A 21,627-nucleotide genomic window follows, 5' to 3' on the forward strand; every position below is an offset into this window, starting at 1 on the left:
TCAGCCGTAAAACCGGTTTCCACTTTTACGAAACGCGCTCTAGTGATCATCGATCACATAGATGAGGCGCCGGCGACCGATCCTGCGTCCACAAGGGAGATGGATCATGGCTGGACGTCTGGCGGGCAAGGTTGCGGTGATCACCGGCGGATGCTCCGGCATTGGCCTCGGCGCCGTAGAGCTGTTCATCGCCGAGGGCGCGCAGGTCGTCGCCGCCGATATCCAGGACGAAAAAGGCGCCATGCTGGAGGCCCGCTTCGGCGAGCAGGTCCGCTACGCCCATTGCGACGTCACCTCCGAGGCGGACATCGTCGCGGCCCTGGAACTGGCCCAGAGCGCGTTCGGCGGCCTCGACATCCTGTTCAACAACGCCGGCATCTCCGACCGCATGGGGGCGATCACCGAGGTCACCGCCGAGGGCTGGGACTGGATCTTTTCGGTGCTGGTCCGTGGGCCGGCGCTCGGCATGAAGCATGCGGCCCCGATGATGATCGCCCGCGGCGGCGGCTCGATCATCAACACCGCCTCCATCGCCGGCCTGCAGGCGGGCTTTGGCCCCATCGCCTATTCCACCGCCAAGGCCGGCGTCATCCATATGAGCCGCGTGGCCGCCGCTCAGCTTTCGCGCCAGAAGGTGCGGGTCAACGCCATCTGCCCGGGCCTGATCGCCACCTCGATCTTCGGCGCATCCCTCGGCCTGCCGCGCGAGGTGGCCGACCAGATGGCCGCCCGGGTGGAGCAGGGCGCCGCCAGCGTCCAGCCCGTGCCCAAGGCGGGCCTCCCCGCCGATATCGCAGAGGCTGCGCTCTACCTCGCCTCGGACGCCTCGGCCTTCGTCTCGGGCACGCACCTGGTGGTGGATGGCGGCATCACCGTCGGCGGCCGCCACAGCTGGGATACGGATTCGCCCTCGCCCTTCGTGCAGATGTTCGGCGAGGATTCGCCCTTCGCCCCACCCACAGCCTCGTGAGGCGGGGCGGTTGAGCGAGACCAAGGCGCCGCGGACACCCCTGGCCCCCAACGTCCATGGCGCCCTGTGGATGGTGGCCTCGGCGCTGGGCTTCACCGTCATGACGACGCTGATCAAGTTCCTCGGCGACGACTATCCGGCGGCCCTGCAGACCTTCTACCGGCAGGTGGCGGGGTTCGTGATCCTGATCCCCTTCATCATCAACCGTCGTGGGGCGGCCTTCGCCACCACGCGGCCGGGCATCCTGCTGTTCCGCTCGGCGGCGGGGACGCTGGGGATGATCCTGTCCTTCTACGCCTTTCAGAAGATGCCGCTGGCTGACGCCAATGCGCTGTCGTTCACACGCACCCTGTGGCTGGTGCCGCTGGCCTTCTTCATCGTGCGCGAGCCGGTCGGATTGATGCGCATCGGCGCCGCCCTGGTGGGGTTTGCTGGCGTGCTGATCATGGTGCGGCCAGGGGCGGGGGGCGAGTTCGCCATCGGCTGGCCCGCGGCGGCCATGCTGGCCTCGTCCTTCCTGTTCGCCCTGACCATCACTGGCATGAAGGTGATGACCCGGGACCATAGCCCGATGGTGCTGCTGGTCTGGTCGGCGACGCTGGGCCTGGTCTTCGCCCTGCCCGGCGCGCTGTTCGTCTGGCGCTGGCCAGAGCCCTTCGACCTTTTCCTGTTGTGTGTGATGGGGGTGGTCGGAACCCTGACGCAAGGCTTCTATATCAAGGGCATGTCCATCGGCGACGCCGGCGCCATGGCCCCGATCGACTATATCCGGCTGGTGTTCGCCGCCGGGGCCGGCTTCCTGCTGTTCAACGAACTGCCGACCATCTGGACCCTGATGGGCGCCGCCGTGGTGGTGATCTCCACCCTGTTCATCACCTGGCGCGAGCAGCAGATATCCCGCAAGGCCCGGCTGAAAGCGGCGGCGGAGCTCTAGGGCTCCGACCCATCCTGAGTCTGTCGGTCGAGGAAGGCCTGGGCCTCGACCTTGTGGCGGGGTTTCACATAGCGGCCGACCAGGGCCAGCATGGCGGCGAACACCGCCGCGTCATCGGTGAAGCCCACCACCGCCAGGACGTCGGGAATGGCGTCTGCAGGCATGACGAAATAGGCCAGGGCCGCCAGCATCATGCCCTTGGCCGCCCTGGGGGTGGCGGGGTCCCTGGCGCAGAACCAGACGGCGACGGCGTCGGAGGCGAAGGGAATTTTCGAAGCCGTCCGCACGATCTTGGGCCAGAAGCCGCGGCGGACCCGCTCCTCATTGACCTTGATCACCGCCGGGACAAGCGCCCGCTTCGGGTCCAGGACCCTGGTCGGATCAAATCCGTCAGTCTTGACGTCGGGTGATACTTTAGGCCGCGCGATCATCAGGATAAGCCAGTTTCAGATTGCATCATTAAACGCATCAGGAGGCGTAGCGTCCATGAAACTTGATTCCTCTGTCGCCGCCGTCGTCACCGGCGGCGCATCCGGCCTCGGCGAGGCCACGGTCCGCGCTCTGGCCGCCCACGGGGTGAAGGTCGCCATCTTCGACATGAACGCCGACAAGGGCGAAGCGGTCGCAAAAGACGTCGGCGGAATTTTCTGCAAGGTCGACGTCACCGACGACGCCACCGTGGAGGCGGGCTTTGAGAAGGCGCGCGCCGCCCATGGTCAGGAGCGGATCCTGATCAATTGCGCCGGCACCGGCTTCGCCGCCAAGACCGCCAGCCGCGACAAGACCACCGGGGAAGCCAAGTCCCACCCCATCGCGATCTTTGAAAAGATCGTCCAGATCAACCTGGTGGGCACCTTCCGCTGCGTGGCCAAGGCCGCCCAGGGCATGCTGTCCCTGGAGCCGCTGGAAGACGGCGAGCGCGGCGTGATCGTCAATACGGCCTCAGTCGCGGCTGTCGACGGCCAAGTAGGCCAGGCGGCCTATTCGGCGTCCAAGGGCGGCGTCGTCGGCATGACCCTGCCCATTGCTCGCGACCTGATGAACGATGGCATTCGGGTGAACACCATCCTGCCGGGCATCTTCAACACCCCGCTGATGAACGCCGCGCCGGAGAATGTGAAGGCCGCCCTGGCCGCTTCCGTGCCCTTCCCCAAGCGCCTGGGAAATGCCGAGGAATACGCCTCCCTCGCCGTGGAAATGTGCCGCAATGGCTACTTCAACGGCGAGCATGTCCGCCTGGATGGCGCCATCCGTATGCCGCCGCGCTAAGGCTGAGGTCGCAGCCGGGGTTTCCCCGGCTGCGACGTTGCGCCACAGTACGAGCTTGAAGTAGCCAAATCCCTCACTGGGGGTGCGTATCCAAATGATGGCCACCTGGGCCCAGCGTTTCGCCACAGCCACCGAGCGGCCCGCGATCGCCTATGGGATGGTCGTGGCCACGGTCGCTGCGGCGACCGTGGCGCAGGGCGTCCTGGAGCTGGCTCTGACCGCGCCGCCGGCCTTCATGATCTACTATCCGGCGATCATCTTCGCGACCGTCGTCGCCGGCGCCCGGGGCGGTCTGATCGCAGTCGCCCTGAGCGCCCTTGTGGCGGCCTCACTCTGGCCAGCGGAGGCCAGGGCCGGGGCCAGCCTGCCAGTGTCTGCCGGCCTGTTTGTCCTCACAGGCGCCTTGACCGTCGCCCTGGCCAAGCCGCTGCGGGTGGCGATCCGTCGGGGGGCGACGGTTCAGGAGCGGTTCCGCCTCGCGCAACAGGCGGCCAAGGACAGTTTCGTCATCCTCGATCCCGTCCGGGAAGCGGGCGAGGTGGTGGACTTTGTCTGGGTCTACGCCAACGCCGCCGCCGATCGGATGGCCCCGGCCGGGGTCCCCGGTCTGGTGGGCCGGCGGGTGCGCGAGGTGTTTCCGGACGAGACCGGCCAGGACATGTTCGAGCGCCTGCGCCGGGCGCTCAGCCAGGATCAGCCCGACGACGTCGAGGTCCGCCGGATCATCGATGGCGAGGAACACTGGGTCCGCTCCAGCGCCCTGCGGGCTGGGGGAGGGGTGGCGGTCACCTTCCGGGACGTCACGGAACTGCGGAATACGGTGGACGCCCTGCGCCGGGGCGAGGCGCGGGTGCGGGCCTTCGTCGAATCCCTGCCGCAGCTCATGTGGGTCGCCAATGCTGACGGCGCCTGGACCTTCGCCAGCCCCCAATGGTTGACCTTCACCGGGCAGAAGTCGGCCGAGGCCGTCGAGAGCGGCTGGCTAAGCGCGGTGCATCCTGAGGACCGGGACGGGGTCGCGGAAGCCTGGCGTCAGGCGGTGCGGGGCGCGCTGCCCTTCGCGCCGCAATTTCGGCTGCGCCGGTCCGACGGGGCCTGGCGATGGGTCCATGGCCGGGCCGCGGTCCTGCCGGACGAAGGTGGCGGGGTCCGCAGCCTGTTCGGCTCGGCGTCCGACATCACCGAGATCGTTGAGGCCCGGCAGGACCTTGAGGCCCGGGTCGCCGAGCGCACCCGCGACCTGGAGGCCAGCCTGGAGGCCCGGGCCCGCACCGAGGCGGCCCTCGCCCAAGCCCAGCGCCTGGAGACGGTGGGGCGCCTGACCGGGGGGGTGGCCCACGACTTCAACAATCTCCTGACCGTCGTCATCGGCGGTCTGGACATGATGCTCAAGGCCCCGGACGACACGGCGCGGGTCACGAAGCTGGCGACGGCGGCCCTGGCCGCGGGGCGCCGGGGGGAGCGGCTGACCCGGCAGCTTCTGGCCTTTTCCCGCCGCCAGGAACTGCGCCTGGCCAACCTGGCCGTAGCGCCCCTGATCGAACAGATTGAGCCCCTGGTGCGGCGGGCGGCGGGGGAGGCGATCACCCTGGAGATCGACTGTTCTCCCGAGGTCGGCGCCGCGCGGCTCGATGCGGCCCAGTTCGAGGCCGCCCTGCTGAACCTGGTGGTCAACGCCGCCGACGCCACCGCCCCAGGCGGCCAGATCCGGATCGAGGCCGCCCGCACGATGCTGGCGGAAGGGCAGGTGCGCGAGGCGGCCGCCGGCCCCTATGTGCGCCTGTCGGTCTCCGACACCGGATCAGGCATGGCGCCCGAGGTGCTCGAACACGTCTTCGAACCGTTCTTCACCACCAAGGAAACAGGCAAGGGGACAGGCCTTGGCCTGGCCCAGGTCTATGGCTTCATCCGTCAATGCGGCGGGGCGGTGGATATTCGCAGCGCCCTTGGGGCGGGCTCGACCATCAGTCTCTATCTGCCGGCCGCCGATGGCCCCCTGGCCGTTGTCGCGGAGGTGGAGACGCCTGTGTTTTCGACCGGCATGGATGGCCTGCGCATCCTGCTGGTCGAGGATGACGACGCGGTCCGGGCGGTCACCGAGAGCCTCCTGGACGAAATGGGTTGCCAGGTGGAGACCGCGATCAACGGGATGGAGGCGCTGCAGCGCCTGGGTCAGAACGCAGACTTCGATCTGGTCCTGTCGGACATTGTCATGCCTGGCGGGGTCAGCGGGGTTGATCTCGCCCGGCGCTTGAGAGCGATCCACCCGGCCCTGCCCGTGGTGCTGACCACTGGCTATAGCGGCGAGACCCTGGATGATCCCGACGAGGCCGAAGCCTGGCCCATCCTGCGAAAGCCCTTCCGCGCCGAACAACTCAGCGCCGTGGTGCGCCAGGCCGCCGGCGCGGCCTGAGCGCCTGTCTCAAAGGCGGACTTAGCGCCGACGCAGGCCGCCCAGCATGCCGCGGACGATCTCGCGTCCGATCTGACTTCCGACTGTGCGCAGGACCGACTTGGTGAAGGCCTCGCCCAGGCCCTGACGGCTTCCGCCGCCGCCCGTGCGGCGGGTCGGACGGGTCGGCTGGCGGGGCTCTGGTGCGGTCTTGGCCGGCGGGGCTGGGGCGGCCCTGTCCTCGGCTCTTGCCTGCAGGCGCTCGTGGGCGGAGTCGCGATCCCGGGCCTCGTCATAGAGGCCGCGCACGGGGCTGCTGGCCATCAGGACGCTGCGTTCAGCCGCTGTGGCCGGGCCGAGCCTCGAGGCGGGCGGCCGGATCAAGGTCTGCTGGACGACGCAAGGCGCGCCCTTTTCGTCGAGCAGGGAGACCAGCGCCTCGCCCACACCCAAGCCCTGGATCGCCTCGGCGGTGTCAAAGTCGGGGTTGGCGCGAAAAGACTGGGCCGCGGCTCTCAGGCCCTTCTGGTCGGCGGGCGTATAGGCGCGCAGGGCATGCTGGATCCGGTTGCCGAGCTGGCCCAGCACGCTGTCGGGAATATCGGCCGGGTTCTGGGTCACGAAATAGACCCCGACCCCCTTGGAGCGGATCAGCCGGACCACCTGCTCGACCTTTTCCAGCAGGCCCCGGGGGGCGTCGCGGAACAGGAGGTGGGCCTCGTCGAAAAAGAAGGCCAGGCGGGGTTTTTCCGGATCGCCGACCTCGGGCAGTTCCTCGAACAGTTCCGACAACAGCCACAGCAGGAAGGTGGCATAGAGCCTGGGCGAATTGATCAGTCGGTCGGCGGCCAGGATGTTCACCTGGCCGCGACCGGCGCCGTCCACCCGCATCAGGTCGCTCAAGGACAGCGCCGGCTCCCCGAAGAAGCCTGCGGCGCCCTGGTCCTCCAGCACCAGCAGCTTGCGCCGGATGGCCGCCAGGCTGGTCTTGGCCACGGCGCCATAGCGGGTGCTGATATCGGCGGCGTTCTCGCTGAGAAAACCCAGGACCGCCTGCAGATCCTTGAGATCCAGCAGCAGCAGGCCTTCCTCGTCGGCCACGCGGAAGGCGACGGTCAGCACGCCCTCCTGGACGTCGTTCAGCTCCAGCATGCGCGACAGCAGCAGCGGCCCCACCTCTGACACCGCCGCCCGGATCGGGTGGCCCTGTTCTCCAAACAGATCCCAGAACACGGTGGGCGCGCCCTGGGGCGAGATCTCCAGGCCCATCTTGGCGGCCCGGGCGACCAGCTTGTCATTGGGCGCGCCGGCCATGGCGATCCCTGACAGGTCGCCCTTCACATCGGCGGCGAAGACCGGCACCCCGGCGTCCGAGAGGCCCTGGGCCAGGATCTGGAGGGTGACGGTCTTGCCGGTTCCGGTGGCGCCGGCCACCAGGCCGTGGCGGTTGGCGCGGTCCAGCCGCAGGGAGAGGATTTCCCCGCCCCCTAGACCCACCAGAATTCCCTCTGCGCCCATCGCCGTCATATCGTTCGCCCCGTCTTGATGAGGCTAGGCTAGCTGGCCGAACCGGGATCGACCAGCGGCGACGTCTCCGGCGGGTACCCGGAAGGATCGGCCTCTGTTGGCCGCCCCTTCGGCAATAATCTTCTCGTTACAGCCCCGAGAGGCGGCGCCGCCGTGCAAGCAGATTGACGGTGGCTAGGACCCGAAGGACAGTCATAGAATCACCGCGCCCGATCCGGCCGCCTCCGGGCCACGACCGCTCACAGGCGGCGGCGCATCCGGCGGCCAGGACGAATAGATGACAGGTCTTCCCTTTGACGTCTGAACACCTATCTGAAGGTCTGTCGGGGGTCGCCCGCTCCCGGCTTCAAAGCGTCGCCCCGCAAGGGACGCCGACGCGGCGAGACCCCAGCGTTCCGGCGGTCCCCCCTGCCGGAACCAAACGCCGCCGGATCCTCTCCTCCGGCGGCGTTCTGGCGAAAGGGAGTCTGTCATGAGCGGCGCCAACATCCCCTCACCTGAGGCGCTTGGCCGGGTTCTGGCCGACAAGCTGCTGGCGAGACTTGGCCCCGGCCCGGCCGAGGACCAGGCGCTGCAGGCCTTCGCGGCCCAGGCCGCCGAGGACGTCGTACCCGCTGAGCTGCCCGAGTTCGATCTCGACGATCTCGCCGCCAACCTGGCCGCCTTCTGGACCTTCGCCGAAAAACGGCGCGGCCTGTCTCCGGTCCTGCGGGTGGCGCGGGCCGAGCGGGCGTCGGAAGACTCCCCGCGGCTGGACCTCGACCGGGTGGAGATCGTTCAGGAGGATGCGCCCTTCCTGGTCGACAGCGTGATGGGGGAGATCGCCGAGCAGGGCTTCCAGGTCCGCGCCATGTTCCATCCGGTGGTGCAGGTCGCCCGCGACGCCAAGGGGCTGCGCGCCGCAGAAGGGGCGTTGCGCCGGGAGTCCATGATCCAGGTCTTCATCGACCGCATCGGACCCGATCGGGAGGAACAGTTGCTGAGCGGCCTGCGCACGGCCCTGGCTGACGCCCGGGCCGCCGTGGCCGACTTCCCCGCCATGCTCGACCTGATGGGCCGTACGGTGGCCGAGCTGGAATCCCTGGCGCCGGTCACCCCCCGCCGGGCTGAGGAGCTGGCCTTCCTGCGCTGGCTGCATACCGAGCACTTTGTCTTCCTGGGGGCCCGGATCTACGAATATCCGAGGGCCGAAGGTGGCGAGTACGCCTCTGAAGAGCCACTATTTCAGCCCCAGGACGGTCTTGGCGTGCTCCGTGACCCGGCCCAGCGGGTGCTGCGTCGGACCAATGAGCCCGCCGTCCTCACCGCCCAACTGGCGCGACGCCTGGAAGACGACTCCGCCGTCACCGTGGCCAAGGCCAATATGCGCTCCCGGGTCCATCGCCGGGGCTATATGGACTATGTCGGCGTGCGTCGGTACGGCCCCGATGGTCGGCCCTCGGGCGAGGTGCGGTTCGTCGGACTGTTCACCGCCGAGGCCTATGACCAGCCGGTGGCCGCCGTGCCCCTGGTGCGGGCCAAGGCGGCCGGGGCTCTGGCCCGGGCGGCCAAGGCGCCCGGCAGCCACAACGCCAAGCGGCTGAAGAATATCGTCGAGAACTATCCCCGCGACGAACTCTTCCAGATGACCGAGGACGAGCTGCTGACCAATGCGCTCGGCGTCCTGCATCTGCACGACCGCCCCCGGGTGCGTCTGTTCGAGCGCCGCGATCCCTTCGACCGGTTCTGCTCGATCCTGATGTTCGTACCCCGGGAACGCTACGATTCCGATCTGCGCATTCGCGCCGGCCAGCTACTGGCCAAGGCCTATGGCGGCCGGGTCTCGGCCTATTATCCGAGTTTCTCGGACTCGCCCCTGGCCCGGGTGCACTTCATCATCGGCTTCTCCGCCGGCCAGAAGCGTGAGCCCGATCTCGCCGCCGTCGAGGGCGAGATCGCCGAGGCCGCCCGCACCTGGGAAGACCGGTTCGAAGCCGCCGTCCGTGACCTAGAGCGCCCCGCCGCGGTCACCGGCGACCTGCTCGGCCGCTATTACGGCGCGTTCTCGGCCGGCTATCGCGACCGCTATGACGCCGCCGAGGCCCTTGCTGACGTGGCGGTGATCGATGACCTGTCGCCAGGTGAGATCGTGCGGGTGCGCGCCTTCCGCCGGGAGGGCGACACCGCCCGCAATTTCCGATTCAAGCTCTATCGTCCTGCCGAGCCCGCGCCGCTCGCCGACGTGCTGCCGATCCTGGAGAGCATGGGCCTGAAGGCCATGGCCGAGGCGGGCTTCCCCGTCCGTCGGGTGGGCGCCGATCCGGTCTGGGTCCACGAGTTCGAGCTGGACGATCCCCGCGGCGAAAATCTGGTGTTCGACGACGTAAAGGCCTGTTTCGAACAGGCCTTTGTCGCCGTCTGGACAGGCCAGACCGAGAATGATGGCTTCAACCGGCTGGTGCTGGAGCTGTCCATAGGCTGGCGCGAGGCCGCCCTGGTGCGCGCCCTGGCCCGATACCGTCAGCAGACGGGCCTGGATCCGTCCCAGCGTCTGCAGGAAGAGGCGCTGAGTCGACGGCCAGGCGTAACCCGACTGATCCTCGACCTGTTCCGCACCCGTTTCGATCCCGCTGTCCGGGCCGATCTGGCCGAGCGGCAGGCCCAGGCCGGTGCGGTGATGGGGGAGATCACCGAGGCCCTGCAGATGGTGGAGAGCCTGGATGACGACCGGGTGCTGCGCCGCATCGCCCTGCTGGTTCAGTCGATCCTGCGCACCAACTACTACCAGATCGGCGACGACGGGGCCCCTGCGCCCTTCATCAGCTTCAAGGTGGCCAGCGAGGAACTGGCCGATCTGCCGGCCCCCAAGCCCTATCGCGAGATCTATGTCTGGTCGACGAGTGTCGAAGGGGTGCACCTGCGCTTTGGTCCTGTGGCCCGAGGCGGCCTGAGGTGGTCAGACCGCCGCGACGACTTCCGCACCGAGGTTCTGGGCCTGGCCAAGGCCCAGCAGGTGAAGAACGCAGTGATCGTGCCCGTGGGCGCCAAGGGCGGCTTCTATCCCAAGGCTCTGCCGGTCGGGGGAAGCCCTGATGCGGTGCGGGCGGCCGGGGTCGAGGCCTACAAGACCTTCCTGCGCGGCCTGCTGGACATCACCGACAACCTCACCCCAGAGGGTCAGGTGATCGCGCCCAAGGGCGTGGTGGCCCATGACGGGGAGGACCCCTATCTGGTGGTCGCCGCTGACAAGGGTACGGCCACCTTCTCCGACATCGCCAACGGACTGGCGGAGTCCTACGGCTTCTGGCTGGGCGACGCCTTCGCCTCGGGCGGGTCGGCGGGCTACGACCACAAGGAGATGGGCATCACCGCCCGCGGCGCCTGGGAAGCGGTCAAGCGCCACTTCCGGGAGCTGGGAAAGGATATCCAGGCCGAGCCCTTCACCGTGGTCGGCGTCGGCGACATGTCCGGGGACGTGTTCGGCAACGGCATGCTGCTGTCGCGGCAGATCCGCCTGCTGGCCGGATTCGACCACCGGCACATCTTCCTCGATCCGGACCCGGATCCGGCGACCAGCTTCGCCGAGCGCGAGCGCCTGTTCGCCCTGCCGCGTTCCTCCTGGGACGACTATGACCGGGACAAGATCTCGGCCGGCGGCGGGGTTTTTCCCCGCAGTCAGAAATCGATCCCGCTGAGCGCCGAGATCCAGGCCATGCTGGAGGTCGAGGCCGACACCCTGACGCCGGTGGAGCTGATCAGCGCCATCCTCAAGGCCAAGGCCGAGCTGCTCTATCTTGGCGGCATTGGCACCTATGTGAAGGCCGCCGCCGAAAGCCACGCTGATGTGGGCGACAAGGCCAATGACGCCCTGCGCGTCAATGCCCAGAACCTGCGCGTGCGGGTGGTGGGCGAGGGCGCCAATCTGGGTTTGACCCAGGCCGCCCGGATCGCCTTCGCCGAGGCTGGCGGTCGGGTGAACAGCGACGCCATCGACAATTCCGCCGGCGTCGATTCCTCCGACCACGAGGTCAATATCAAGATCCTCACCGGCATGGTCGAGCGGGCGGGCGACCTGACCCGGCCCGATCGGGACAAGCTGCTGCGCTCCATGATCGACGACGTCGCCGAGCATGTGCTGGCGCACAACTACGACCAGAACCAGGCGCTGTCTCTGCTTGAACTGGACGCCGTCGGCGAGCTTGAGCCCCACGCCCGGTTCATGGCCCGGCTCGAATCCATCGGCCGCCTGGACCGGGTGGTGGAGGGACTGCCGGACGCCGCGGCCATCGCCGCGCGGGCGGAGGCGGGCCTGGGCCTGACTCGGCCGGAGCTGGCGGTGCTGATGGCCTACGGCAAGATCCAGCTGTTTAGGGAAATGGTCGAGACCGAGGTCCCGGACGATCCCTGGTTCGAGCAGGTTCTGGAGGGCTATTTCCCCGCGCCCCTGATGCGCTATGCGCCGGAAATGCGCCGGCATCGACTGCGCCGGGAGATCATCGCCACGGTGGTGGCCAATGACGTGGTCAATCGCTGCGGCCCCAGCTTCCCTGGACGCCTGATGGCGGCGGCGGGCTGTGACGCCCGGGCCTTCTTCGTCGGCTATGAGGCCGCTCGCGCCGTTCTGGACGTCGCTCCCCTGTGGGAGGCGGTCGAAGCCCTCGACAATGAGGTCCCGGCGCGCGCTCAGCTCCTGCTGCTCCGCCAACTGGCCCGCCAGTTGCGCGGTCTGACCTTCTGGTTCGCCCGCCGCGCCCAGCGGCAGGGTGAGGGCGTCAGCGCCCTGATCGACCGCTACGCAAAGCCGGCCCGGGCGCTGAAGGCCCTCGCACCGGAGGTCCTGACGCCGGTGGAGCGAGCCGATCTGGACGCCCTGGCCGAGCGACTGACCGCCGCCGGCGCGCCGGAGGCCCTGGCTCACGCCGTGGTCGAGCTCCAGCCCCTGACCATCGCCGCCGATCTGGCCGACCTGGCGGAGGCCTCCCGCTGGCCGGTGGAGCATGTGGCGCGGCTGCACCACAAGGTCGGCGAGGTCTTCGGATTTGACCGGTTGCGCGCCGCCGCAGGCGGGCATTCGGCGGGCGACATCTTCGAACGCACGGCCGTGCGCCGGCTGGTCGAGGATCTGCTCAGTGAACAGACCGCCGTCGCCCGGGCGGTGATGGGCAAGGCGCGGGGCGCGACGGCCGGGGCGGACGCCCGCTCGGCCGAGGCCGCGATCAAGGCCTGGTCGGCCTCGGTCAGAGATGCGGTGGCGTCAGCCAACCGCACCTTGGCCGAGATCGAGTCCGCGCCGGGCGGCTGGACCTTCGCCAAGCTGACCATCGCCCACGGCGCCCTGCGCGAACTGGCGGTCCGCGCCGAGGGCTAAGCCGCGCGGCTTAGTGGCGGAAGACCCGTACGCCGGTGAAGGCCATGGCCAGGCCCGCTTCGTCGGCGGCGGCGATGACCTCCGCGTCGCGGATCGAACCGCCGGGCTGGATCACTGCGGTGGCCCCGGCCTCGGCCGCCTGGATCAGGCCGTCGGCGAAGGGGAAGAAGGCGTCCGAGGCGCAGGCCGAACCCTTGGCCAGGGACTCCGGCAGGCCGGCGGCCTCCGCCGCCTCCGCCGCCCGCAACGCGGCGATGCGGGCTGAATCCTTGCGGTTCATCTGTCCGGCCCCAATGCCGGCGGTCTGGCCGTCGCGGGCATAGACGATGGCGTTGGACTTCACATGCTTGGCGACAGTGAAGGCGAACAGCATGTCCCGGAGCTCGGCTTCCGTCGGCTGGCGCTGGGTCACGATCTTCAGGTCAGCGGCGGTGATATGGGCTGTGTCGCGGCCCTGCACCAGGAAGCCCCCGGCCACCTGGCGATAGGTGACGCCGGCCGACTTCGGGTCGGGCAGGCCGCCGGTCAGGAGCAGGCGCAGGTCTTTCTTCTTCTTGAAGATCGCGATGGCCTCGTCGTCGGCCTCAGGCGCGACCACCACCTCAGTGAACACCTTGACGATCTCCCGGGCCGCGGCGGCGTCCAGCCGGCGGTTGACCGCCACGATGCCGCCGAAGGCCGAGACCGGATCGCACTGCAGGGCGCGCTGATAGGCCTCGGTCAGGGTTGCGCCGAGCGCTACGCCGCAGGGATTGGCGTGCTTGATGATGGTCACTGCCGCGCTGGCGGCGGGGTCAAACTCGGCCACCAGCTCGATGGCCGCGTCGGTGTCGGCGATGTTGTTGTAGGACAACGCCTTGCCCTGCAGCTGGGTGGCGGTGGCCACGCCTGGGCGGCTTGACCCGTCGCGATAGAAGGCCGCGGCCTGATGCGGGTTTTCGCCATAGCGCATGGTCTGCACCAGCTCGCCGGCGAAGGCCCGGCGGCGGGGGGCCTCTTCGGCCAGTTCCTTGGCGAACCACTGCGAGATCGCGGCGTCATAGGCCGCTGTCCGGGCATAGGCCCGGGCGGCCAGGCGCTTGCGCAGGGCGAGCGCGGTCGCGCCATCTGTCTGCAGGGCTTCGATCACCTCTTCCAGGTCAGCGCGTTCGGTGCAGACGGCCACATAGCCGTGGTTCTTGGCGCCAGACCGGATCATGGCCGGCCCGCCGATGTCGATATTCTCGACGCAGGACGCGAAGTCGCCGCCCGCCGCAACCGTCTGCTCGAAGGGATAGAGGGTCACGTAGACGATATCGATGGGGCCGATGCCGTGCTCGGCCATGGCCTGGGCGTGGTCGGCGGCGTCGCGCACGCCCAGCAGGCCCCCATGCACCACCGGGTGCAGGGTCTTGACCCGGCCATCCATCATTTCCGGGAAGCCGGTGAGGTCGGAGACGTCCTTTACGGGCAGGCCGGCGGCGGCGATGGCCGCCTTGGTGCCGCCCGTGGAGACCAGCTCGACGCCCATCTCCGACAGGGCCCGGGCGGCCTCGATCAGACCGGTCTTGTCGGAGACCGAAAGCAGGGCGCGGACCGGTTTGACGGCGTCTGGGGCGGGCGGGAAGTCGGGGGCGGCGGGCACGGCGGTCTCCTGGCGGGAAAGGTGACAAGGCGTGCCCAGGCGAGCGGCGTATGAGGTCCTGGCTCCCCGGTGGTCGCCCACCTCAATTTTCGCCAGTCACGCAGGACAGGGGCGCTCTAGACCCCGGCGACGGCCAGAGTCAATGCGACGCCGCGTCCCGGGAATCTCGGTCAGCGCGGCGGCGGCCAGGGCTCGGCGGCCGCCAGCTTCCAGCGCAGGCGCGCGCCGGTCTCCTGCCGGACCTGGCCGCGCAGCACCACCTGGCTGGTGCGCCGCGCCTGGCCGTCCTGGAAGAACACCGAGGCCTCGATCGCCACCTCCAGGGCGTCATTGCGCAGCCACCAGCCGGTTTCCTCGCCATCGGGCTTGATCAGCACGCTCTTGCCATCCCGCGCCAGGGAGGCCCGGGCGTCGGGATGAATATGGAAGCGCACCGCAAAGGGGATGAACCGGCGGGGATCCTCCCCGGGCGCGGCGTCGGCGACGGGGGTGAAACGGTCTTCGCCCCGCAGCTCGTCCGCCGCCAGGTCAAGGTAGAGACGTCGCTCGTGGCGCAGGCCAAACCGGCGGACCCAACCGTCATGGGACATCTCCAGCCACAGGGCGCCTTCGGCCTGTTGCCGCTTGGCGCTGACCGCGGCGTCGGCCCCGATCAGCCGCGGACCAAGGGCGCGGGCCTGCAGGCCGCGCACCGGCGCGCCACAGGACAGGTCGCCCATGGAGGCTGTTGAGGCGGCGTCAGCCAGGCGCAGGGCCTCTGGCCCCACGGCGTCCGGCGACCAGCCGCAGTTGGTGATCGCCCGGCGGCCTGAGATCAGCACCTCCAGGGCTAGGGGCTGGGCGCAGGCGGTGACGCTCCAGGGGCCGACCGCGGGCGGGGCTGTGTCGGCGACCAGTTGCAGGCTGCGGCTCTCCAGGCGCTGATAGCCATTGCGGGCGGCGGGCAGGGTGCGGCCGGCGTCGTTCTCTCTGGCCCGGGCCGCCGCCACCAGGGCCGGGCGCAGGGCCTCGCCCCCCTGGAAAACCGGCAGGGCGCCGTCGGCCAGGGTGAAGAAGCGGACCGCGCCCACCAGGCGGTCGATGGCCCGCATCATCTCGTCCGGCGGGGCGATGCCGCGCTGGACCAGGGCCTCATCAAGGGTCTGTAGGTCGAGCAGAAGCTGAAGCGCGGCCTGCGGTGATCTGGAGGCATGCCCCCCGTCGGCCTCGACCGTCTCACCCAGGGCCTTGACGAGGCGCCCGAGGGCTGTGGTGACCAATCGGTCCCCGGCCTCCCCGGCCAGGACCGCGCCGGCCAGGGCGGCGGCGCAGGCGCGTTCAGCGGCGCGGGCCGGACCATCGATCGTGGCCAGCAGTTGGCGCGCCTGCCGGGCGAGATCCAGCGCGATCTGGGCGGATTCGGCGTCGGATGCTCCGGCGCAGATGGCCGGCGCCCCGCACGCCAGATTGAACACCCGGCGCTCCAGCACCTCGGGGTCCCAGGAAAATCCGTTCCAGCGGCCAAATGTGCGCCGCCAGAGCAGGGTCAGCCGCAGTCCCTCCACGGCGCCGCTCTCGCCCACAGCCAGCAGGTCGCGCATCCAGTCGAACCGGTGCAGGGCCACGGCGAATCGGCGGCTGGGATTTGGGCGGTCCCAGGGGTCGCACTTGGGGCCGGCGTGCAGGGTGACCCCGGCGAAGGTGAAATCGCCCAGCAGGATGCGCCGGCCATTCTCCGCCCGCCCGGGTCGGGGGTCGCGGGTCGTGGTGGTCAGGCCCTCAGGCTTCGGTCTCGCCAGCATCCAGCGATGCAGGGGGGAGCCGGCCCACTCCCGTCGGATCTGGCGGCGCAGGCCAACGGCCAGGGCCAGCGCGGCCACCTGGCCGGGCAGCCGCCTGGCCGCCGGCGCCGGGGGGGGCTGTCCGGCCACGGGCGACCCGCTCACCCGCCCCGAAGGGCGGTGATGTTGGCGGCGTAGGCGCCGGCGCCGCCCCTGAAGACCGCGGTGCCCGCGACCAGGGCTGTGGCCCCCGCCTCCAGGCAGAGAGGGGCGGTCTCTGGCGTCACGCCGCCATCCACTTCGAGGTGGATCTCGCGGCCGTGGGCGTCGATCATCTCGCGGAAGCGGCGGATCTTGGCCAGCTGCGAGGTCATGAACTTCTGCCCGCCGAAGCCCGGATTGACCGACATGACCAGGATCAGATCGATCTGGTCCATGATCGACTCGATGGCTGTGGGCGAGGTGGACGGGTTGAACACCACGCCGGCCTTGCACCCATGGCTGCGGATCAGCTGCAGCGTCCGGCTCAGGTGCGGGCCGCTCTCGGGATGGACGCTGATCAGGTCGGCGCCGGCCTTGGCGAAGGCCTCCACATAGGAGTCGGCCGGCGCGATCATCAGGTGGACGTCGAAGGGGATGGCGACGTGGGGCTTCAGGGCCTTCACCACGTCGGGGCCGATGGTGATGTTGGGCACGAAATGGCCGTCCATCACGTCGATATGGACCCAGTCGGCGCCGGCGGCTTCGATGGCCCGGCACTCCTCGCCCAGGCGGGCGAAGTCGGCGGCCAGGATGGAGGGGGCGATGAGAGGCGTGCGCGTCATCGTCTGGACTTAACCCAAGCCGCGGGCCGGCCACAAGGACCGCAGGGCCGCAGGGGGCCGCTCGTCCGGCGAGGGCTCAGCCCTGGCGCAGGAAGCGGGCGATATAGAATCCGTCCGTCCCGCCGGGACTGTGGAAGGGCAGGATGCGCAAGGTCCCGTCAGGCCGCACGCTGGCCGCCGGCGCGCCGCCCTCGCCGGGGGCGATGGGCTCAAGGACGAAGTTCGGGTGGCGGGCCAGGAAGCCCTCGACCTGGGATTCGCCCTCCTCGGGCTCCAGGCTGCAGACGCAGTAGACCAGCCGGCCCTGGGGCGCGACCCGCGGCGCGGTGGCGTCGAGCAGCCTTGCCTGGGTCTCGGCCAGGCTCGCAATGTCGGCCGGGCGCGCGGCCCACAGGACGTCGGGGTGGCGGCGGAAGGTGCCGGTGGCCGAACAGGGCGCGTCCAGCAGCACGGCGTCGAACAGGTCGGGCGCCTTCCAGTCCACGGCGTTGGCGGTGACGGTGGCCGCCTTCAGCCCCATTCGTTCGAGATTGGCGGCCAGGCGCTTGAGGCGGCCCGCCGAGCGGTCCAGGGCGGTGACGCTGGCGCCCGTGGCGGCCAGTTGCAGGGTCTTTCCCCCCGGCGCGGCGCACAGGTCGAGCACCTGCTGGTCGGGGCCGGCCTCCAGCAGGCGGGCGGGAATGGCGGCCGAGGCGTCCTGCACCCACCAGGCGCCGGTTTCGAAGCCCGGCCAGGTGGCGAGATCGCCCCGACGGGCGGTCCGCAGGCTGCCGCCGGGCAGAAGATCGGCCTCCAGCTCAGCGGCCAGGGCCTCGGTGGTGGCGGGATCGCGAACCGACAGGTCGGTCCCCGGCTCCTGGGCGATCGTGGCGGCGATCTGCAGGGCGATGTCGGGGCCATAGGCTGCGTTCCATCGGGCCATCAGCCAAGGCGGGGCCAGGGCTTCGGCCTCATCCAGCCTTGGCGGCTCGCGCAACAGCCCGCGCAGGACGGCGTTGACCAGGCCCTTGAAGGGCGCGGTGTCCCGGCGGGAGGCGGCCAGATCGACGCTGGTGGCCACGGCGGCGAAGGGCGGGGTCTCCAGCAGGAAGGCCTGGGCCACGCCGATCCGCAGGATCTGGCGCACCCCATCGGGCGGCGCCTTGGCGAGCTTTGCGTCCAGCGCCCGGTCAATGGGCCCGAGCCGGCGCAGGGTGGCCATGGCCAGCGCCCGGGCGAAGGCCCGGTCCCGGGGCGACAGGGCCCCGAAGGCAGGTGTGGAGATCGCCTCTTCCAGGCCCGTGCGGCGGGCCAGGGCGGCGGTCAGGATGTCGAGGGCGGCGCCCCGGGCCGGCAGGCCAAGATCATTGTCGTCATTCACCGGCGCCGACGTGCCCGCTCCGTCGCCCTCAGGCAAGGAAAGATCGCAGTTCTGCCCGCCTTTCCCGCCGTGTGGCGCCGGCCCTACGACTGGCGCGCAGGCCCTGGGCGTCCTAAATCCTGTCTATGACCGAGACCCTTCCCCCCAATGCCGCACCGGACAAGCTTCTCAGCCCGGCGGCCCGTCGCGCCCTCGAAGAGGCCCAGGCCCGCCGCGAGGCCGAGGCCGCCCTGCAGCCGCCGCCAGAAGAGGGCGGGCCCAAGGGGCTAGAGCCCACGCGGTTCGGCGATTGGGAGCGCAAGGGAATCGCCGTCGACTTCTAGCTGGAAAGAGACCGGCCAAGCTCGCGCAAGGGGTGCAGCGACTCGCCGGCGCCCGCCAGCCGCGTTAGGCTTCTGTTAAGTTTTGTAAACAGGAGCGTCTGATGTCCTGGCCTATTTCTCACCGCTGGCTCGCCCGACTGGCCGCGGGCCTCACCCTTTCCGTCGCGGGCGCGGGCCTCGCCGCAGCCTGCCCCGCCCATAATCCCTGCCCGGCCTCGGCGGGCGGATATTCCAGCGGCCATGGCGGACAGGGCTACCAGCACAGTTCCGGCTACACCGAGACCTATGGCTATGAGCAGGCCTATGTCAGCGACGGCTATGGGACCCGCGGCTACGCCCAGGAATACGGGCCGTACCGGCAGGACTACGGCCACCCTCCGTCGCAGCATCCCGGCTATCAGCCACCGGCCTACGGCCCCCCGATGCACGGCCCCCCGATGCATGGGCCCCCAGCCTACGGCCCCCCAGCATACGGTCCTCCCGTATACGGCCCTCCAGGCTATGGTCCCCCGCCGCCCAGCCCCTGCTGCGTCCCCTGCGCCAGCGCCTGCGGGGCGGCTGAAGGCATGGTCCTGTCCAACAGCTTCTTCGCCGGCTCCGGCGGGGTGGGGCCCATTCCCTCAGGCGGCTATGGCGGCGGCGGCTTCTATGTGGTTGGCGGCGGCGGTGGCGGGTCGTCCAGCGCCTATGCCTCCGCATCGGCTTCGGCCTCGGCCTCGGCCTCAGCCAGGGTCTCCATCCACGGCGGCTACATGGGTGGCCACGGGGGCCGCCATGGGGGCGGCCACGGCGGTGGCCATGGCGGCAAAGGTCATGGCGGCGGCCACGGCCACGGCGGCAAGGGCCGCTAGATCCCGGCCATCTCGGCCACAATCCGCAGGGCTGCGGCCCGGGGATCATTGGCTCCGGTGATCGGACGGCCGCAGACCAGGTGCGAGGCGCCGGCCTCCAAGGCCTGGGCCGGGGTCGCCGCCCGGGCCTGATCGTTCTTCGCCGCCCAGTCGGGGCGCACCCCTGGGGTCACCACCAGAAAGTCGGGGCCGCCGATGGACCGGGCCAGTTGCGCCTCATGCGGACTGGCGATCACGCCGTCGCAGCCGGCGGCGACCGCCTGATGGATGCGCCGCTCCACCAGGGTGCGGGCGCGCTCGGAAAAGCCCATCTCCACCAGATCGTCGTCCGACAGGCTGGTCAGCACGGTGACCGCCAGCACCTTCAGGTCCGAACGCCCCTTGCCCCGGACGGCGGCGGCCATGACCTGGGGCTCGCCGTGCACGGTCAGGAAGTCGCAACCGGACTCCGCCAGCACAGCGGCCGATCGCTGCACGGTCGTGCCGATGTCATGCAGCTTCCAGTCGAGAAAGATCTGTTTGCCCTGGGCCTTCAGGTCCCGCGCCAGGCTCATGCCATCGGAGGCGAACAGCTCCAGGCCGATCTTGTAGAAGCTGACCGACTCGCCGATCGCCTCGACCATGGCCTTGGCCTGATCGATATCGGGCAGGTCCAGGGGAACGATGAGGCGCCGGTCACAGGTCGCGGCGGTCTCCAGGCGGGCGGCGGCGGTCATGGCGCAGGCTCCAGGCGGATTTGCGCCGTTCCCGCCCCATAAGGGAGATCGGCGCCGCTTCAATTTTGAGCTAGGAGCGAGGCATGAGCCAGGCTGAGTTCGCGGTCAACTTCTTCGTGGCGTTGTTCGCCCTGATCGATCCGATCGGGAACGTCCCCCTGTTCGGCGCGGCGACCCAGGGCAGCAAGGGCCGCGATGCGCGGCTGGTGGCCGTCTATATCGCCCTCTTCATCCTTGGCTTCCTGACCTTCTTCTACTTTTCGGGCCTGGCGCTGCTGGCCTTCTTCGGCATCTCCCTGCCGGCCTTCCGGATCGCCGGCGGCATCATCCTGTTTCTGCTGGGCCTGGAGATGGCTCGGGATGACTTCACCGCCACCTTCTCGGCCATGGCCGAGGGCGACGAAAACCCGAAGGGGCGGGCCGGGCGCAAGTTCGAGCGGCTGATCGTGCCCTTCGCCATGCCCCTGCTGATCGGACCCGGCGCCATTTCCTCGGTGGTCATCTACGCCAGCGAGGCCAAGGCCTTTGGCCTGACCGGGGCGGCCATCGGTGTGGGGGTGATCGGGGCCATCGCCCTTGTGACCATGCTCTGTTTCTGGGCCGCGCCCGTGATCAGCAAGATTCTCGGGCGGATCGGCATGACCATCGTCGTGCGCGTGCTGGGCCTCATCCTCTGCGCCATGGCGGTGCAGTTCGTCCTGGTGGGCATTGCCGACGCCACCAGCGGGGTGATCCTCAACGAGGCCGCCAAACCCTATGTGTCTGAGTGATGCAAGGCTCAGGGCTTGCGGAAACGCCAGCCTTGGGACGCTGTCAGCGCCATGATCCAGGTGTCAGGCAGATGCTGGGCCAGAAGGACCAGGGTCTTGTTCACCGCGCCGGGCACGCAGACCGGCCGGTTGGCCTCCACCGCGGCGAGGCCGGCGGCGACGACGGTCTCGGCGTCCATCCACAGCCAGGCCGGGGTGGCGCTGTCCAACGCATCGCGCATGCCATTGACGTCGTGAAACTCCGACCAGGTCAGTCCCGGGCACAAGGCGCTGACGTGAACCCCAGACCCGGCGCATTCCAGATGAAGGCTCTGGGAAAAACGGACCAGGAAGCTCTTCTGCGCCCCATAAAGCCCCGCCCCACCCGCCACAAGGCCGGCCACGGACGAGACATTGACGATGCGGCCAAACCCCCGCGCCGTCATGCCGGGGAGAAACAGGTGGGCCAGTTCGCACGGCGCGGTCAGCATGACCTGGAGGCTTGCGGCCTGATCGTCCCAGCTGTTGTCGCCAAAGGCGCCAGGAAGGCCATAGCCGGCATTGTTGATCAGCAGGTCGACCGTCCGCCCCTCAGCTGTCAGGGCGGCCTGGAGCGCCCGGGGCGCAGCCGGATCGGCCAGATCGGCGGCCAGGGTCAGCACCTCGATCCCATGACGCTCCCTCAGCTCGGCGGCCAGGGCGTCCAGGCGATCCAGCCGGCGGGCGGTGAGCGCCAGGTCATGGCCCTGGGCGGCCAGGCTTCGGGCGAAGGTGGCGCCGATGCCGGCCGAGGCGCCGGTCACCAGGGCCAGTCGGCGAGCCATCGGCGCTCCTGCAAGTATCTGCGGCCTGGCCACGATCGGCGCCGTCGAATGCAGAGGGTGACCAAGGACGCCGCGCGGGGCAAGCCGTCGTGCGACAGTCCGTCGAACGCCCCTACGATTGAACCCCATGCGGAAAGGGTGTATCGCGCCGGCCGCA

Annotated in this window: 16 protein-coding genes and 1 riboswitch; of the genes, 8 read left to right on the plus strand and 8 right to left on the minus strand. The window is 69.7% G+C overall.

Features of this window, described 5'->3' with window-relative positions; all coding sequences use genetic code 11:
* Positions 1-106 precede the first annotated feature (106 nt).
* Together Q8K84_RS01620 and Q8K84_RS01625 are read left to right on the plus strand one after the other, a co-directional pair.
* On the plus strand, positions 107-970 hold the full coding sequence (locus Q8K84_RS01620; RefSeq protein WP_305279968.1) for an SDR family NAD(P)-dependent oxidoreductase: 864 nt from the start codon (positions 107-109) through the stop codon (positions 968-970).
* 70 nt (positions 971-1,040) lie between these two features.
* Complete coding sequence (locus Q8K84_RS01625; protein WP_305280038.1) at positions 1,041-1,904, plus strand: DMT family transporter; 864 nt, start codon at positions 1,041-1,043, stop codon at positions 1,902-1,904.
* Here the strand turns inward: Q8K84_RS01625 and Q8K84_RS01630 are convergent.
* On the minus strand, positions 1,901-2,335 hold the full coding sequence (locus tag Q8K84_RS01630; protein WP_305279970.1) for a YkvA family protein: 435 nt from the start codon (positions 2,333-2,335) through the stop codon (positions 1,901-1,903). The genes Q8K84_RS01625 and Q8K84_RS01630 overlap by 4 nt on opposite strands.
* A gap of 55 nt (positions 2,336-2,390) precedes the next feature.
* Between Q8K84_RS01630 and Q8K84_RS01635 the strand changes: the two genes are divergently transcribed.
* Together Q8K84_RS01635 and Q8K84_RS01640 are read left to right on the plus strand one after the other, a co-directional pair.
* Positions 2,391-3,173 (plus strand): SDR family NAD(P)-dependent oxidoreductase, encoded by a 783-nt coding sequence (locus tag Q8K84_RS01635; RefSeq protein ID WP_305279971.1) that lies wholly within the window; start codon positions 2,391-2,393, stop codon positions 3,171-3,173.
* A 97-nt stretch (positions 3,174-3,270) separates the two neighbouring features.
* Entirely contained in the window at positions 3,271-5,586 is a 2,316-nt protein-coding gene (locus Q8K84_RS01640) for a PAS domain-containing sensor histidine kinase (RefSeq protein WP_305279972.1), read from the plus strand.
* A 21-nt stretch (positions 5,587-5,607) separates the two neighbouring features.
* Here Q8K84_RS01640 and Q8K84_RS01645 read toward each other — a convergent pair whose 3' ends face one another.
* Positions 5,608-7,092: a helicase HerA-like domain-containing protein gene (locus Q8K84_RS01645; protein WP_305279973.1), complete on the minus strand. Its 1,485-nt coding sequence runs from the start codon at positions 7,090-7,092 to the stop codon at positions 5,608-5,610.
* A gap of 472 nt (positions 7,093-7,564) precedes the next feature.
* On the opposite strand from Q8K84_RS01645, the gene Q8K84_RS01650 reads away from it, so the two are divergent.
* A complete protein-coding gene (locus Q8K84_RS01650) occupies positions 7,565-12,439 on the plus strand; it encodes an NAD-glutamate dehydrogenase (protein ID WP_305279974.1) in 4,875 nt (1,624 codons plus the stop codon).
* Positions 12,440-12,449: 10 nt separating this feature from the next.
* On the opposite strand, the gene purH is transcribed toward Q8K84_RS01650, so the two are convergent.
* From purH to Q8K84_RS01670, 4 genes are all read right to left on the minus strand, one after another.
* Positions 12,450-14,063, minus strand: coding sequence for a bifunctional phosphoribosylaminoimidazolecarboxamide formyltransferase/IMP cyclohydrolase (purH, locus tag Q8K84_RS01655; protein WP_305279975.1), 1,614 nt, complete (start codon positions 14,061-14,063; stop codon positions 12,450-12,452).
* A 26-nt stretch (positions 14,064-14,089) separates the two neighbouring features.
* Positions 14,090-14,173: riboswitch (ZMP/ZTP riboswitch) on the minus strand.
* Between the two features lie 60 nt (positions 14,174-14,233).
* Entirely contained in the window at positions 14,234-15,973 is a 1,740-nt protein-coding gene (locus Q8K84_RS01660; RefSeq protein WP_305279977.1) for a heparinase II/III family protein, read from the minus strand.
* 11 nt (positions 15,974-15,984) lie between these two features.
* Positions 15,985-16,647 carry a ribulose-phosphate 3-epimerase gene (gene rpe / locus Q8K84_RS01665; RefSeq protein ID WP_305279979.1) on the minus strand — a complete coding sequence of 221 codons (663 nt, stop codon included), beginning with the start codon at positions 16,645-16,647 and terminating at the stop codon, positions 15,985-15,987.
* A 76-nt stretch (positions 16,648-16,723) separates the two neighbouring features.
* The gene (locus Q8K84_RS01670) at positions 16,724-18,043 is read right to left on the minus strand and encodes an RsmB/NOP family class I SAM-dependent RNA methyltransferase (RefSeq protein ID WP_370867810.1); all 1,320 of its coding nucleotides are present in this window, start codon (positions 18,041-18,043) and stop codon (positions 16,724-16,726) included.
* 89 nt (positions 18,044-18,132) lie between these two features.
* Between Q8K84_RS01670 and Q8K84_RS01675 the strand changes: the two genes are divergently transcribed.
* The gene (locus tag Q8K84_RS01675) at positions 18,133-18,330 is read left to right on the plus strand and encodes a DUF1674 domain-containing protein (RefSeq protein WP_305279980.1); all 198 of its coding nucleotides are present in this window, start codon (positions 18,133-18,135) and stop codon (positions 18,328-18,330) included.
* Positions 18,331-18,431: 101 nt separating this feature from the next.
* Positions 18,432-19,181, plus strand: a complete 750-nt coding sequence (locus Q8K84_RS01680) for a hypothetical protein (RefSeq protein ID WP_305279981.1) — start codon at positions 18,432-18,434, stop codon at positions 19,179-19,181.
* On the opposite strand, the gene pyrF is transcribed toward Q8K84_RS01680, so the two are convergent.
* Positions 19,178-19,897, minus strand: coding sequence for an orotidine-5'-phosphate decarboxylase (gene pyrF, locus Q8K84_RS01685; protein ID WP_305279982.1), 720 nt, complete (start codon positions 19,895-19,897; stop codon positions 19,178-19,180). The genes Q8K84_RS01680 and pyrF overlap by 4 nt on opposite strands.
* Before the next feature lie 83 nt (positions 19,898-19,980).
* Here pyrF and Q8K84_RS01690 point away from each other — a divergent pair, with 83 nt between their 5' ends.
* Complete coding sequence (locus tag Q8K84_RS01690; RefSeq protein WP_305279983.1) at positions 19,981-20,667, plus strand: MarC family protein; 687 nt, start codon at positions 19,981-19,983, stop codon at positions 20,665-20,667.
* A gap of 8 nt (positions 20,668-20,675) precedes the next feature.
* On the opposite strand, the gene Q8K84_RS01695 is transcribed toward Q8K84_RS01690, so the two are convergent.
* Positions 20,676-21,470, minus strand: coding sequence for an SDR family oxidoreductase (locus tag Q8K84_RS01695; protein ID WP_305279984.1), 795 nt, complete (start codon positions 21,468-21,470; stop codon positions 20,676-20,678).
* Positions 21,471-21,627 lie beyond the last annotated feature (157 nt).

This window comes from Phenylobacterium sp. (assembly GCF_030679875.1).
Lineage (GTDB): Bacteria > Pseudomonadota > Alphaproteobacteria > Caulobacterales > Caulobacteraceae > Phenylobacterium.